The organism is Rhizobium sp. 'Codium 1', assembly GCF_020889605.1.
Taxonomy (GTDB): Bacteria; Pseudomonadota; Alphaproteobacteria; order Rhizobiales; family Rhizobiaceae; genus Allorhizobium; species Allorhizobium algae.
Genome location: NZ_JAJGPW010000001.1, coordinates 437,243 through 451,314 on the forward strand (window position 1 = coordinate 437,243; position 14,072 = coordinate 451,314).

The following is a 14,072-nucleotide window of genomic DNA, read 5'->3' on the forward strand; positions in this document are numbered from 1 at the left end:
CGATTATCTCTTCAGGTTGACCAGGACTTCCATCAACTCGGAGCCCGTCTGGAAAACCTTGGAGTTTGCGGTGTAATTCCGCTGTGACTCGATCATGGCCGTAAGCTCTTCAGCGACGTCCACGTTGGAGTCTTCGAGGGCACCGGACAGGATTGTACCGAAGCCGCTCGACCCGGCGTAGCCGAGGATGACGACACCCGAATCGTTCGACTGGGTGTACATGTTGCCGGCCACCGGATTGAGGTTGTCCGGGCTCTGGACGCTTGCGAGAGCAACGCGGAACTTCGGCACCAGGTCGCCGTTCTCGTATGCGATCGAGACAATGCCCTTGTCGTCGATCTCGTAGCCTTTGACCTTCGAAGCGGCGTTACCGTTGACTTCGCCTTCTTCGACCGAGAAGTCGGAGGCGAGCTGGGTCGTATTGCCGATGTCGAGGGTGATGTTCTCTACCGTGGCGCCAGCAATGTTGTAGGTCAGGATATCGAGCTGCTCCGGAACCGGATTGATCAGGTTACCATTGGTGTCGAACTCAAGCAGGGTCGGCGTTACGACCGTGGTTCCGCCATCAGCTTCTACAGCGGACACTTCCCACTGGTTGTCGGCCAGCTTTTCATAGGTAAACGTGATGAGTCGGCTCGTCCCCTGGCTGTCATAGACCTTCAAGGACGTGGTCTTTTGCTCGCCAACAGCCAGCGAATTCGGCAGATTGACGTTCAGGGCGCCCGTGGTCGATGCGACAGCAGAGATGCCGGAGCCCGAAAGGTCCACTGGCTCAAGGCCATCGAAGCCGTTGACGACGATGGTCGGATCGGCAGTCGAATCGTACTCGTATCCCTGAAGCGTATAGCCCGCCGTATTCTTCAGCGTACCATCCTCTTGCAGGACGAAGGAGCCAGCGCGGGTCATGTAAGGGGTACCGTCGTCACCCTTGACGATGAAGAAGCCGTCGCCGTTGATCGCGAGGTCAGTCGTCGAGGTGGTGTAGCTGAAGGTGCCCTGGCTCGAGATCGAGTAACGGACATCCGTCTCGACACCGCCAGAATTGTAGGCGCCGTTCGTGGCCGGCAGAATCATGGACGAAAATTGCACCGAGGCCTTCTTGTAGCCGACGGTGCTGGAATTGGCGATGTTGTCAGCGACAGTGCTCAGCCGGTTCGACTGGGCATTCATGCCGGAGACACCCGTTCGCATGGTTCCGTAAAGGCTCATGTCAAAATCCTCGTTTTGTAGTCAATGGGGAGAGTATGAGGTGGGCCTTGCGTGAAGCTGTCTGGCTGGAAAGCCCCGCTGTTTTTCCGCCGCGTCACGCCGAAAAAACTACGGCCGCACAAGGGCGGCCGCGGTGTCGAAATCAGCTCCAGTCGATGCAGTAGCCGAGGAAGCGTTTGGAATCGACGGGATCGAAACCGAGCTTCTTGCGCAGCTTCTTGCGCAGCTTGGAGATGTGGCTTTCAACGACGTTTTCTTCGACTTCCTCATCGAAAATGCCATAGATCGCGTTGAAGATCTGGGTCTTTGAAACGCGACGACCGCGGTTGGAGACCAAATATTCCAGGATGCGGCGCTCGCGGCGCGGCAGCGGGAAGGGACCGCCAGCGATCTCGGGATCGCGACCGTCGGAAAACACCTTGATCGGTCCGATTTCGGTGAAGTTGGTGATAGCCCGCAGACGACGACGGATCGCGGCGGCACGCGCCAGGATCTCCCGCGGATGAACAGGCTTGCGCACGACATCGTCGACGCCGCAGTCGAACAGTGCCAGAGTGGCCTCGAGGGAAGGTTGATCGCTTACAGCGATCACCGGCGCCTGCGTCCGGTCACGGATCGCCCTCGGCAATTCCAGGGTATGCTCGCCCTGGCCAAGCAGGAATGCTTCGACGGCAGCGATGTCGCTGTCTGCCGCCGTATTGACCCATTCGCCGAACTCGCGAGGGTCGAATCCGGTCGAGGGAATTCCCTCGCGCCCAAATAGTGATGTGTATCCGTCTTTCACGAGCTCACGCTCATCTACCACGACGATCATTCAGCCGCCTCCGAATCAGTGTGGTGTTTCGATGCACCATGGGTACGAATCGGGGGATTCATGAACAACTAGGAGAACTTAACCATAGTAATTAACGATTGATTAACCATTCGGTGCCGATTTGAACTAGATATAGTATCCACTGGCTGGATCTGGCACAAAATTCCGGTGGAAAAGTTAACGCAAGCTTCGCACAAGGTCTTGCCAGCGCCTTGTTCATCGCAGTGTTGCCACATTTGGCAAATCGGCACAATCAAGGCTGTCAATCAATCAGGGATTGTTATTCACCGCAAAATTGTCGCGCATTAGGTGTCCAGTTTCCGTAGCCCGTGGCGACGAGATTGGCAATCACGCGACAGACATAGCGCTTTTGCGCGGGGTCATTGTTCGGCCCCGCATGGTAGCGCGCGACTGCCATCGTCCAGGTCTCGTGACGACCATGCAGATCGCTGAGGAAGCGGGCGGCATATTCCACATTGCGCCGCGGATCGAACATGGCTTCGACGCTGGTGAAATGCTCCCCGTGGAAGTGCTGGTTGATCTGCATGCAACCCACATCGATCAGAACCGCCCCACCTTGCCTGGCGCTCTGGAAGGCTTGCAAGGCATCTTCCAGGCCATCGAAATAGTGCGCCTTACCCTCAACGTTCATAGCATAGGGCTGCAGGCTCCCCTTGCGCCCGGTCTCCGTCAGACCGACCGAGTAGAGGATGCCTTCAGGGATACCATATTTGGCCGCTGCAGCGCTGATGGCACCTTCACAGGCACCGCGGCTGGCTTCAGCCTCAGAGATAAAGCTGACCAGCGCGAGAACCGCCAGCGTCGGAAGCTGCGGTATCCTTCGCTTGAACCACGCGCTCATCTGCTGCCCTCGCTCCGTTTCCTGCGGTTTCGCCACGCTGCTGCCGTTCACTTCCACCCTGGTTTCCCGGCTGGGGGGCCTGCTGGCCGGATTGCTGGCCCTGGGAGGCGTTCTGGCCGCTGTCGGCGCTGCGATCGGTCGAGGCGACCTGCATGTTCACCTGGACCTGATCCACAACGAGCCCCTGTGCGCGCAGCGCCTTGAGGATGTCGGTCTGGTCATTGGTCAGCTGGCGCAGGGCCGCCGGGTTGTCGACCGTCAATTGCACGCTGAGCTCCTCGCCCGAGAGGCGCAGGGTCGCCGTGACGCTGCCGAGCTCGATCGGTGTCATCTGGAGTTTGAGCGTGTGCACGACCTTGCCCTGACTGGACTGCGCTGCAGCATTGGCAAGCTCCGACCCCGGCGACATGGCCGAAACCCATTCGCCATCACCGATCATGGCTGCGGTGATCGACGCTGCATTGGTGGTCGAAACCGGGGCAATGTAGCGGCGGCTGTCGATGACGTTGACCGTCTCGACCGCCTTTTGCTCGGACTGTTCGGGACCGTTTTTGCCCTCACCGCGCAGCAGGAGGGGCTGCCCCTTGCCGTCCGCCCTGACGAAGCGGAAATCCCGCTCGCCGTCGGACCGTCCGCCTTCCGAGTCGGACGCGTCCGCCTGGTCACCGGCAACAGCATGAATGAGCAAAGCATCCGCCATCTTCAGCTTCGGGTCGTCCTTGTCGGTCTTCTCGCTCGTCGCCTTGACGTCATCAAGACCCGACTTCACAGCGTCACCGCCGGCCAGCAACTTGAGCAGGTCGATGAGATCGGGGGTCTGCGTATCAGCCTGGACGTCGTCGGCCGACCCGGGATCTGCCGTTGTCTGCTCGCCCTCAGAAACCTTCTTGTCACGGACCGCCGCCACGACTTTGGCAAGCTCTGCCTTCAGCTTCGGATCGAGCCCCTCGATCTCGATCGAGGGTGCATCACCGTTCTTATCCTTGCCCTTGGCTCGCACCGCTGCCAGGAGCCGGGCCAGTTCATCCACCGAGATATCGTCGGGCAGCCCCTCGAGTTCGGTTGCGAGTGTATTGCCGATGTCGACCAGCGGGCGCTTGGCCTTGGCCTTCGCGGCATCCGTGACCTCAACCTCGGACGGCTCGTCGGCGGCGGTCTCCTTGTCGCGCGCACCGCGATCCTTTTCGCCTGAACTCGACAGGACCTTGGAGAAACTGCCGCCATCTTCAGCTTTGTCGCTGCGGGCGTGACCTGTCGATGCGGCACTGTCCGGTAATCTGGGGGCTGAGAGTGCGTCCATCATGGTCATGGGCCTTCTTTCTTGAGAAGATCGTCAATGGCGTCGAGCTTGGATCGACCCGAGTCGACAAAGGTACGCAGTTCCGGGTCGATATTCGCCCGCTCGCCAGACGGAACAGTCGTTTGGGCTGCGGCGGGCTCGGCCTGCGCAGATACGGGCAACGGTGTCGTTTCCGATGGCTGGGCGAAGGGATCCTGGAGATCCGGATCAGCGTCCGCAGCCTGGCTTTCACCTTGCTCAATGAGCGGTGTCGGTTGTACTGGCGGGCTCGGTTGCGGCTTGCGCAGCACCTGCTTTGCCACGGTCTCGGCCGCCTGGCGCAAGGCCCGGTCACGTGGCGAGAGCGCCTCTTCCGGGATCTGCATCAAGACAGCCATGGCGTCGTCGACGTTCTCCGTCGGTACTCCCACCAGGCTCCCGTACAGATTGGCGAGCGCGTCTGCCCCTTCCTCGCTGCCCGAAAGCAGCCTGGCTTGGTCGGAGGCCATCGTCGCCAGTTCCTTGCGGCCGGCGATGGCTGCTTCGCGCGCGACGCGCAGATAGACTTCCCGACGCCGGTCGACATCCATGTATCCGAGGGTCGCCTCGATATCCTGCGGCTTCAAGACCTCGTAGTGTTCCACGACGAAGCGTACAAAAAGATCCGCGAACTGGCTGGCATAAGGAGAATAGAGAAAGCGGCGCGCATAACCGTTGGCGTAGAGCGAGGCCTTGCCGACGATCTTGGCATCGACAGCGACCGCAAGGGAACGTCGCAGGGCCGCCTCTTCGACAATGGTGCCCGGCGCCGTCAGCCGTGCCCAGTCGTAGAATTTCAACGCGGCTGCAGGATCCTTGGTCAAGGTGACGTTGCCAGCCACAAGCGCGAGATAGGGACCGATCTTGGCGTTCTTGTACTCGCTTGCGATGTCTCCGAGGCTCTTGGCGATCAGTGTGCCCTTGCCACTCAGATACTTGCGAAGCGCGTCGCTCACGCGGTTGTCGAAATTGCCGTCGATGTCGCGTGCGACGAGATATTCGAGTGTCGCCGGGTTGCCGCCGCTCATGGCATAGATGAGGGCAGCATCCACATTGCGCGGATCCTGATAGACCTTGGAATCCGCCGTGCGCAGCCGGTCGTCGATCGTGCCGAGCATGAAGCGCTGCATCTCGGCTGCCGAATGATCTCCCCGGACGACCGTGTCCTGGACGAATTGCAGCGAGCGCAGCATCCGATAGGGCTCGAGCGTGTCATCTACCGTCTGCGCATGGCCAAGCGATCCGACCGCGAGAACGGTCAGGCCGGAAAGCAGCAGGCGGAGGGACAAGCGCCGGATCGCCATAGGTTATCCCTGCTCTGCTTCGATGAGGATCTCGATGCGGCGGTTGGAATCGGCCAGCGGATCGTCCGGCACCTGCAGGCGCCGGTCAGCAAAGCCGGAGACCTGCTCGACGCGACCTTCGCTCAGCCCGCCGCGCACCAGCATGTAGTAGGCGCTATGGGCCCGCGCCATGGAGAGACGCCAGTTGTCGTTCTCGGTGCCCTTGAACTGTCGACCGTCAGTATGTCCGCGAATGACAATCCGGCCGGACTTCTCCTCCAGTATCTTGCCGAGCCGCTCCATGGCGAGCACCAGCTCGCGGCGCGGGACGGCAGAGCCGACATTGAACATGGCAGCATCGCTCTGATCGCTGATCGTCACCAGAAGCCCGCCTTCGGCCGGCGTGACGAGGAGACCTTCGGCGAGCTTGCCGGCGCCGCCGCCGATCGCCTGTTCGATCTGTGCCTTGAGCTCATCCGCGGCGGCGAGCTGCACCTTGAGCTGCTCGTCGGTCGTCGGGTCCATCTCGACGATTTCGGGCTTGTCCTGTGTGTCCTCACCGGATTGATCGGCCTTGCCGACATCGCTCTTGTCAGCCTGGTTTTCAGCCGGCTTTTCATCCGTCAGCGCCTCAGCGGGCGTAGTCTCGATCTGCGGCTTCTGACCCGGAACGACCAGTGCGATCTGCTGATCCGGCTCGGTGGACGGCTCGGCAGGATCGACAGGATCGGCAATCTGAGGCGCAGCGGTTTGGGCCTGTTCCGCCGGTGTCTGGGCATCGGTCGGCTCGCCCGGCGGACCATTGGCGGTCTGCACCTGCTGGGTCCAGAAGTCCGGATCAAAAGGATCGCGATAGGCTTCCCCGCCCTGAGCGCCGGTCGAGGGACCGGAATCGGCGGCACCACCCTCCCCCTTAGCGCTTACATTGGCCTGCTGGCCTACTTCCTGGGCGATTTCCGCCAGAACCGAATAGGGGTTTTCGAAGAAGTCAGCCTCGGAATAGTTGGCCTCATCGCCCGAGGATGCGGTCTGGTCGTCACCGGTCGCCGCAGCCGAGCCAACCTTGTCCTCGTCTTCGTCTACCTGCGAGCGCTCTTTCTTCTCTTCACCCTCACTGGTCTCAACCGGCTTTTCCAGCCCCTTTTCCGTGGGCTTTTCATCCGAGAGCTTGATGGGGTTGAAGTAACTTGCGACCGAGGCCTTGGTTTCCTCATTGGCGGCATTGACCAGCCACATGACGAGGAAGAAGGCCATCATCGCGGTCATGAAGTCGGCATAGGCGATCTTCCAGGCGCCGCCGTGGGCGCCATCGTGGTCACCCTTGTGACGCTTGACGATGATGATCTCGTTCTTGCCGTGATGGTGGTTTTCTTCACTCATGCCAGAACTTTCTTCAGGCTCGCCGTAAATGCAGAAATGCGGGTCACGAGAGCGGCCTCACCGAACTCGGCCGTCAGGTCGAGATCTTCATCCTCCGTATAGCGAAGCAAGCTCGTATGTTCGGGCATGTCCGCCTGGAGTTTTTCGAACAGGAGGCGCGGCCCCTTCACTTCGATCTTGCCCGCCTCGCCAGCGGCAATCGCGGCCTGCAGAAGCGCGGCGAGATCCTTCACAGCCTTGTCGGCGAGCGCCTCACCGATCACAGGCGCAAGCGCAATCGCCGCCTGCTCACTGACGGCAAGCGACAGTTTCTGGATCACATCGGGCAGTTTTGTCGCGAGGATCTCGGCAAATTCGTCGCGCAGCTTCTGATCACGTTCGGCAAGGGCCTGGGCATGGGCGATCTCCGTGGCCTGTCGGTCCACTTCCAAACGGTCTGCCGCTGCCTTTTCGCCCGCTTCGTGCCCCTCGGCATAGGCTTCGCGTCGGATGGCCTCTGCATCCAGCGGCTCAGGCTCCGGAAGGGCCGGAAAGTCCATGTCGAACGCATCCACTGACGGCATGTCGAAAGTCGGCGCCGATGGTGCCGGTGGCACTGTCGCGGTGGAAAAGTCCTTGAGGTAGCTGGCCAGACGCATGCTCATCAGCAATCGCCTCCATCGGCGACAGTTCGGGACCCGCGAATGCGGCATTGCACGAGAAGAAGATCAAACATCAGCATGTCCCGTACGCGTTCTTTCATCTTCCAGGATCGGTCGAAGCTCATTCGGCACGGATCGACGCAGTGGTGCCTCGTGCTCTCCACCAAGCTAGGGGCTCAAACTTGCGCGAAGATGAAGGTGTTGTGCGCGACCCGCGCTAAACCGGCACGAAGACGCCGGATGTCCTCACATCCGGCGTTTCACGCTTTACCGCTGGAAGAGCGTCAGGAGCTTTTCGGCGCTGCTGTTGGCGATCGAAAGAGCCTGGATGCCGAGCTGCTGCTGGGTCTGCAGCGCCTTCAGGCGTGTCGATTCCTCGTTCATGTCGGCATCAACAAGACGGCCGATGCCCTTGTCGATCACGTCCATGAGGTTCGAGACGAAGTTGTCCTGCATCTCGATGCGGCTGGTGATCGCGCCGAGGGTAGCGGCGGCATCGGTCAGCTGCTGGATGACGTTATCTACGACAGAAATCATGTCGGCGAGCGTTTCGGTGTCGGTATTGGTGTCGATCGCGATTTCAGTGCCGGCAGGGGCTGCGCCCATGTCGAGGAGGTAATAATCGCGGACGCCGGTCCCGGTGTTGCGCAGGACGTCGGCATCGATCGCCTTGGTGAGGAAGCCCTGCGACGGGTCCTGAATGTCGATCAGGACGGATTCGGCCGTATCGAAGTCCAGCGTCGTGACCTGCACGCTGCCATCTGCGCCACGGACGAAGGACGAGACAACCTGCTTGGTGCCAAGGGGCGCAGCATTGGTGTTGTATAGCCAGTTCTCGCCGGAGAAGGAGGCAGACTGCGCGGCCGAGATCAGCTGATTTTTCAGCTGCGTCATTTCCTCGTTGATCTTGTTCTTGTCGACGCCCGGTTCGCTGGCTGCAACCAGCTTCGCCTTGATCGTGGACATCACGTCAACGACATTGTCGAGCGCCGTATAGGCGGTATCGACGGTTGCCGCACCGAGGCCGAGCGCGTCGGAAACGGTCGAGAGCGCCGCATTGTCGGAGCGCATCGTGGTGGCAATGGACCAATAGCCGGCATTGTCGGCTGCCGTTTCGACCCGGTAACCCGAGGAAACGCGTCGCTGGGTCGTCTCGAGGTTGTTGTCGATCGAACGAAGCGTCTGCAGCGCCGCCATGGCGGCCGCATTGGTCATAATACTGGTCATGCTTGGTGCCCCTAAGCGTTCAGGACTGCGCATCCGGCGGTTCGCCGGGAAAACGGGAGGGCATCATGCAGAACGCGCCTTTGCGCGATCCCCGTCACTGTTAACAAATCGTTAACAGCGGCAGTTAACAAAGAGACCGAGGCCATGGCAAGGTATCGACTTCTCTTTTGTAGTCGAAACGAAATTCGCAAAAGTTTCGCGCAAGGCCCAAACGAAAATCCGCGCCTCTTGCGAGGCGCGGATTCACACCGATGGCATCCGACACTGTCAGGGCGGGACGAAGTCGCCCCTAGCCAGAGCGCCGCTTACTGACGGAAGAGTGTCAGAATGCTTTCGGAAGAGGAGTTGGCGATCGAGAGCGACTGGATGGCCAGCTGCTGCTGGGTCTGCAGCGCCTTGAGGCGGGTCGATTCCTCGTTCATGTCTGCGTCGACGAGGCGGCCGACGCCACTGTCGATCGAGTCGGTGAGGGCTGCGACAAAGTCTTCCTGCATGCCGATGCGCATGGAGATCGAACCAAGAGCCGCTGCAGCACTGGTCATCTGCTGCAGGCCATATTCGACGAGCGAGAGGGCTTCCTGCATACCGGCAGTCGTCAGGCCGGTGATATCAAGCTGGTCGATGGAGACACCGGCGATTTCCGCTGCTGCGGCACCTGTGGCCCCATCATTGTCCCAGTCGACGAAGGCGTCGAAGGTGTCAGAGATGCTGCCGAGAATACCGGAGTTGTAGTCGATCAGGCCGTTTACATCACCGCCGAACAAGACAGTCATGCCGTCGGCTGTCGTTGCATCGAGGGAATAGAGCGTCGTGGAAACCGACACATTGCCGCTCGAGTCGCGGATGAAGCCCGAGACAACGGTCACGTCGATGGGGGCAGTCGCGGTATCTGCGCCGGTTGCGACCCAGTTCTGACCGCTGAAGCTTGCCGATTCAGAGATGGAGCGCAGCTGTTCCTGCAGCTGGTCGATTTCTTCCTGGATCTTGTTCTTGTCGACGCCTTCTTCGGTGGCGGCGACGACTTTCGCCTTGATTTCCTTGACAACTTCGATTGCGCTTTCCATGGCGGCATAAGCGGTATCGATCTTGGCGGCGCCGAGGCCGAGTGCGTCCTGCACGGCAGAGAGCGCCATGTTGTCGGAGCGCATGGTGGTCGCAATCGACCAGTAGGCGGCGTTGTCGGAGGCTCCGCCGACACGCAGACCGGAGGATACACGCGCTTGCGTGTCCTGCATCTTCGAGTCGATGGAACGGAGGGTCTGGAGTGCAGCCATCGCTGCGTTGTTCGTCAAAATGCTGGTCACGGTCGTGTCCCTTAAATGGCTAGATTTGGGGACATCCCGGTCTCTCCGGGAACGATGACGCGGCCTAATGCCCTTAACCAGTTCTTCGTCTTGGTTAACTCATCGTTACATGATCCCTTCTAACGGGCGTATGGTTAACGGATGGTTAAGCGGATCTGAAAAATCTGTTAAGACGCAAAAAGCCGCCCCGGAGGGCGGCTTCGATGCTGGATCTCTTCAGTCTTAACGGAAGAGCGAGAGGATGACTTCCGAAGAAGAGTTGGCGATCGACAGCGACTGGACAGCCAGCTGCTGCTGGGTCTGCAGTGCCTTGAGGCGGGTGGACTCTTCATTCATGTCCGCGTCAACCAGACGGCCTACGCCCGAGTCGAGCGAGTCCGACAGCTTGTTGACGAAGTCTTCCTGCAGGTCGATGCGCATCGAGATCGAGCCGAGGTCGGCACCAGCGCTGGTCATGAAGGCCAGGGCCGCATCAACGAGCGTCAGGGCTTCAGCCATGGCTGCGCCGTCGAAACCATTGATGTCCAGCGTGTAGACAGACATGCCAGCTACGGCAGTCGCTGCAGCGTCAACACCGCCGACGGTCGAGTCGAAGTCGGTGGTCGTGTAGTCTGCACCCGTCGCGCCGAGGATACCGGTCGCGGTGTCGATTGCACCGGCCGCGTCACCGCCGAACAGGAGAGTCATGCTGCCGGCCGTCGTTGCGTCGAGCGTGTAAGACGTGGTCTTGACGGCGACGTTGTTGCTGGCGTCGCGGACGAAACCGGATACGACAGTCACGTCGACAGAACCGGTCGATGTATCGGTACCGCCAGCGATCCAGTTTTCACCGCTGAAGGATGCGGAGTCGGCGATGGACTTCAGCTGACCCTGCAGCTGCGTGATTTCTTCCTGGACCTTCGCCTTGTCGACGCCTTCTTCGGTGGCGGTGACCAGCTTGGCCTTGATTTCCTTTACGACGTCGATGGCGGATTCCATACCGGCATAGGCGGTATCGATCTTGGAGGCGCCGAGGCCGAGGGCGTCAGACACGGCGGACAGCGCCATGTTGTCGGATTTCATCGTGGTGGCGATCGACCAATAGGCAGCGTTGTCGGAGGCTTCGCCGACGCGGAGACCGGACGATACGCGGGCCTGGGTGTCTTCCATGCTGCTGCCGATCGTGCGCAGAGTCTGGAGTGCCGACATGGCGGCGACATTGGTAAGAATGCTCGTCATAGTAGTAGTGCCCCTTGAATGGCTGACTGAGAAGGGACATTCCGGTCTAACCGGTAACGGCGCACAGCATCATGCCTGCTAACTGGCTGAATTGTATGAGTTAGCTCGCCGTTTCGATAGGCCTAGATAAAACTATCAAGGTTAATGAAGGCCTAAACGAAATCGGGAACCGGACATTTTTTGAAAATATTTGCAACCTTCGCGCGTGCGCGCGCGTAGCAGATTTTGTTTAACAAAACGGAAAGGCCGTATTCGTTTCCGAATGCGGCCTTTGCCTTGCCTCGTGTCCGGATCAGCCTCCGGAAATTGAAGCTTTCCCTTCGCGCACCTCTGGTCAGCCACCAAGGCATATTGGCGTCGGGATAGTCTAGCCGGTCCTTGCGGACCGACTTGTTCCAGCTCTTAGCGGAAGAGCGACAGGATGTTCTGCGAGTCGCTGTTGGCGATCGAGAGTGCCTGGATTGCCAGCTGCTGCTGGGTCTGCAGGGCCTTGAGGCGGGTCGACTCTTCGTTCATGTCAGCGTCCACCAGACGACCAACGCCCTTTTCGATGGCGTCAGACAGCTTCGCGGAGAAGTCTGTCTGGAGGTCGATACGCGAAGACAAGGAACCGAGCTTTGCGCCGGCGCTCGTCATGCTTTCGAGTGCCAGGTCGACAGAGTAGAGGGCGTCACCAAGGTCATCGGTCTCAACGTCGAGATCGAGAACAGAGATCTGGGTGTAAGTCGTGGCGCCGACGGTCACGGTGGCACCGACCTTGTTCAGAATGCCGGAGTCGGCATCGATCGTTCCCGCCGTCGCTTCCGTGTACAGCATCGAGGTGGCGTCAAGGTCATAGTCAGTCTTCTTGACGCTGACGTTGCCATCGGCATCGCGAACGAAGCCAGACACGACGGTTTTCGTGGCGTTGGCCGTGGATACGAGCCAGTTTTCACCGTTGAACGACGAGCTGGAGCCGATGGACTTCAGCTGATCGATGAGCTGAGTGATTTCTTCCTGGATCTTGCCCTTGTCGACGCCTTCTTCGTTGGCGGCGACAACCTTTGCCTTGATTTCCTTGACCACGTCGATGGCCGATTCCATACCGGCATAGGCCGTGTCGACCTTGGCTGCGCCAACGCCGAGAGCGTCGGTAACGGCGCCAAGAGCCATGTTGTCCGAACGCATGCCGGTCGAGATCGACCAGTAGGCAGCGTTGTCAGAAGCCTTGGAAACCTTCATGCCGGTCGAGATGGAATTCTGCGTGGATTCCATGCTGGAAGCGATGGAGCGCAGGGTGGAAAGCGCAGACATTGCGCTGGAGTTGGTCAGAATGCTGGCCATGTTATTTTGTCCCTTAAAACGAGATACAATTGGGGACATACCGGACTAAAAACTTACCGGTCACGAACGTTCGGCGTCATGCCTTTTTGGTATTTTTCGTTGCTACCAGACCCGTCGTGCGAGAACCAAACTCGCAGTCATTCCTTGCCAACACCTTAACCGGAGGGGGAGACTCCGGGGTTGAACAAACCCATGGTAAAGAAGGGGATAATGGGTGCGGAAGAAACGTCCCGGCCGTTAAGCAAATGACCGGACGAGGCTGCCGACCAGCAGGTTCCAGCCGTCGATCAGGACGAAGAACAGGATCTTGAACGGCAGAGAGATCGATGTGGGCGGGAGCATCATCATACCCATAGCCATGGTGATCGTGGCGACCACCATATCGATCACCAGGAAGGGCAGGATGATCAGGAAACCGATCTCGAAGCCGCGGCGGATTTCCGACAGCATGAAGGCCGGGATCAGCACGCGGTAATCGACCTGGCCATCGACGATCGTCGCCTGACCGCGCTCATTGGCGATATCGACGAAGAGCGCGAGATCCTTGTCGCGCGTGTTTGCCGTCATGAATGTGCGGAAGGGCTCGGCGATCAGGGCGACGGCCTGGGCTTCCGTGATCTGGTTGCTGAGAAGCGGCTGGACGCCGTCACGCCAGGACCGGTCCATGGTGGGCGCCATGACATAGAAGGTCATGAAGAGCGCCATACTGGTCAGGATCATGTTGGAGGGGGTGGACGCGAGTCCCATGCCGGAACGCAGGATCGAGAACGCGATCAGGAAACGCGGAAAGCTCGTCACCATGATCAGGATGCCAGGTGCGACCGACAGCACCGTGAGCAGACCGAATGTACGAATGATCCACGCCGCCACCGATCCATCGATCGGGGTGTTGAAGATATCCGTCGGGAACTGCTGGGCCACAGCCAGTTCCGGCGCCATCATCATGATAGCGACGAAGATGAGAAACCGAATCATTCGATCACGAGCGTTCTGAACATCACCTTGGATACGCGGCCTTCGGAGCGCAGGTCAACTCGCTCCTGAACGTCATCCTTGAGATATTGAAAGCCTCGTGGACCTTCGACCTGCTGCAGCGACACTGTGCGCAGGTAAGCCATGATGTCCTGATGCACGTCCTCGGCGATCTTGACGTCCGGCGCGCCGTTGAACATCAGCGCGACCTCAAGACGAATCCAGTTTTCCGAGGGGTAGGCAAGGTTGGTGGTGATCGGCTCGAGCGCGACCACGCCGTTGGCCTCGGTGGAGATTGGCGGAAGCCCCTCCTCGTCCTTTTTCGCCTCGCCTTGCTCGCCAGCCGCCGCTTCGGCGGCCTTTGCCGCTTCATCGGCCTGCTTCACCTGGGGGGCCAGCATGTTGCCGATGACCCAGCCGCCACCGCCACCGACCGCAGTCAGTACGACGAGGGGAATGACAAGTGCCATCAGCCCGGACTTCTTCTTGCCTTCGCCTTCCTGAGGATCTTCCATTTGCTT

General features: G+C 59.8%; 13 protein-coding genes. All 13 read right to left on the reverse strand.

What is annotated here, in order from left to right:
• Window positions 1–3 precede the first annotated feature (3 nt).
• Complete coding sequence (locus LJE98_RS02100) at window positions 4–1,209, reverse strand: flagellar hook protein FlgE (RefSeq protein WP_229573070.1); 1,206 nt, start codon at window positions 1,207–1,209, stop codon at window positions 4–6.
• 142 nt (window positions 1,210–1,351) lie between these two features.
• Window positions 1,352–2,023, reverse strand: a complete 672-nt coding sequence (rem, locus tag LJE98_RS02105) for a transcriptional activator Rem (protein ID WP_229573071.1) — start codon at window positions 2,021–2,023, stop codon at window positions 1,352–1,354.
• A gap of 280 nt (window positions 2,024–2,303) precedes the next feature.
• The gene (locus LJE98_RS02110) at window positions 2,304–2,885 is read right to left on the reverse strand and encodes a transglycosylase SLT domain-containing protein (RefSeq protein ID WP_229573072.1); all 582 of its coding nucleotides are present in this window, start codon (window positions 2,883–2,885) and stop codon (window positions 2,304–2,306) included.
• On the reverse strand, window positions 2,809–4,194 hold the full coding sequence (locus LJE98_RS02115) for a flagellar hook-length control protein FliK (RefSeq protein ID WP_229573073.1): 1,386 nt from the start codon (window positions 4,192–4,194) through the stop codon (window positions 2,809–2,811). The genes LJE98_RS02110 and LJE98_RS02115 overlap by 77 nt, the downstream gene beginning before the upstream one ends.
• Window positions 4,191–5,507, reverse strand: a complete 1,317-nt coding sequence (motC, locus tag LJE98_RS02120) for a chemotaxis protein MotC (protein ID WP_229573074.1) — start codon at window positions 5,505–5,507, stop codon at window positions 4,191–4,193. Before motC ends, LJE98_RS02115 begins: the two co-directional genes overlap by 4 nt.
• 3 nt (window positions 5,508–5,510) lie before the next feature.
• On the reverse strand, window positions 5,511–6,866 hold the full coding sequence (locus LJE98_RS02125; protein WP_229573075.1) for a MotB family protein: 1,356 nt from the start codon (window positions 6,864–6,866) through the stop codon (window positions 5,511–5,513).
• Entirely contained in the window at window positions 6,863–7,510 is a 648-nt protein-coding gene (locus LJE98_RS02130; RefSeq protein WP_229573076.1) for a GTPase, read from the reverse strand. The genes LJE98_RS02125 and LJE98_RS02130 overlap by 4 nt, the downstream gene beginning before the upstream one ends.
• A 264-nt stretch (window positions 7,511–7,774) precedes the next feature.
• Window positions 7,775–8,734: a flagellin gene (locus tag LJE98_RS02135; RefSeq protein ID WP_229573077.1), complete on the reverse strand. Its 960-nt coding sequence runs from the start codon at window positions 8,732–8,734 to the stop codon at window positions 7,775–7,777.
• Between the two features lie 305 nt (window positions 8,735–9,039).
• Window positions 9,040–10,038 (reverse strand): flagellin, encoded by a 999-nt coding sequence (locus tag LJE98_RS02140; RefSeq protein WP_229573078.1) that lies wholly within the window; start codon window positions 10,036–10,038, stop codon window positions 9,040–9,042.
• 222 nt (window positions 10,039–10,260) lie between these two features.
• Window positions 10,261–11,256: a flagellin gene (locus LJE98_RS02145; RefSeq protein ID WP_229573079.1), complete on the reverse strand. Its 996-nt coding sequence runs from the start codon at window positions 11,254–11,256 to the stop codon at window positions 10,261–10,263.
• 402 nt (window positions 11,257–11,658) lie between these two features.
• Entirely contained in the window at window positions 11,659–12,579 is a 921-nt protein-coding gene (locus LJE98_RS02150; RefSeq protein WP_229573080.1) for a flagellin, read from the reverse strand.
• 237 nt (window positions 12,580–12,816) lie between these two features.
• Window positions 12,817–13,554 (reverse strand): flagellar type III secretion system pore protein FliP, encoded by a 738-nt coding sequence (gene fliP / locus LJE98_RS02155; RefSeq protein WP_229573081.1) that lies wholly within the window; start codon window positions 13,552–13,554, stop codon window positions 12,817–12,819.
• Complete coding sequence (locus tag LJE98_RS02160; protein WP_229573082.1) at window positions 13,551–14,066, reverse strand: flagellar basal body-associated FliL family protein; 516 nt, start codon at window positions 14,064–14,066, stop codon at window positions 13,551–13,553. The genes fliP and LJE98_RS02160 overlap by 4 nt, the downstream gene beginning before the upstream one ends.
• Window positions 14,067–14,072: the final 6 nt, after the last annotated feature.

Excerpts from the sequence above, each read along its gene's own strand:
- LJE98_RS02100 (WP_229573070.1), bottom strand. The coding sequence starts at position 1,209 with ATGAGCCTTTACGGAACCATGCGAACGGGTGTCTCCGGCATGAATGCC.
- rem (WP_229573071.1), bottom strand. The coding sequence starts at position 2,023 with ATGATCGTCGTGGTAGATGAGCGTGAGCTCGTGAAAGACGGATACACA.
- LJE98_RS02110 (WP_229573072.1), bottom strand. The coding sequence starts at position 2,885 with ATGAGCGCGTGGTTCAAGCGAAGGATACCGCAGCTTCCGACGCTGGCG.
- LJE98_RS02115 (WP_229573073.1), bottom strand. The coding sequence starts at position 4,194 with ATGACCATGATGGACGCACTCTCAGCCCCCAGATTACCGGACAGTGCC.
- motC (WP_229573074.1), bottom strand. The coding sequence starts at position 5,507 with ATGGCGATCCGGCGCTTGTCCCTCCGCCTGCTGCTTTCCGGCCTGACC.
- LJE98_RS02125 (WP_229573075.1), bottom strand. The coding sequence starts at position 6,866 with ATGAGTGAAGAAAACCACCATCACGGCAAGAACGAGATCATCATCGTC.
- LJE98_RS02130 (WP_229573076.1), bottom strand. The coding sequence starts at position 7,510 with ATGAGCATGCGTCTGGCCAGCTACCTCAAGGACTTTTCCACCGCGACA.
- LJE98_RS02135 (WP_229573077.1), bottom strand. The coding sequence starts at position 8,734 with ATGACCAGTATTATGACCAATGCGGCCGCCATGGCGGCGCTGCAGACG.
- LJE98_RS02145 (WP_229573079.1), bottom strand. The coding sequence starts at position 11,256 with ATGACGAGCATTCTTACCAATGTCGCCGCCATGTCGGCACTCCAGACT.
- LJE98_RS02150 (WP_229573080.1), bottom strand. The coding sequence starts at position 12,579 with ATGGCCAGCATTCTGACCAACTCCAGCGCAATGTCTGCGCTTTCCACC.
- fliP (WP_229573081.1), bottom strand. The coding sequence starts at position 13,554 with ATGATTCGGTTTCTCATCTTCGTCGCTATCATGATGATGGCGCCGGAA.
- LJE98_RS02160 (WP_229573082.1), bottom strand. The coding sequence starts at position 14,066 with ATGGAAGATCCTCAGGAAGGCGAAGGCAAGAAGAAGTCCGGGCTGATG.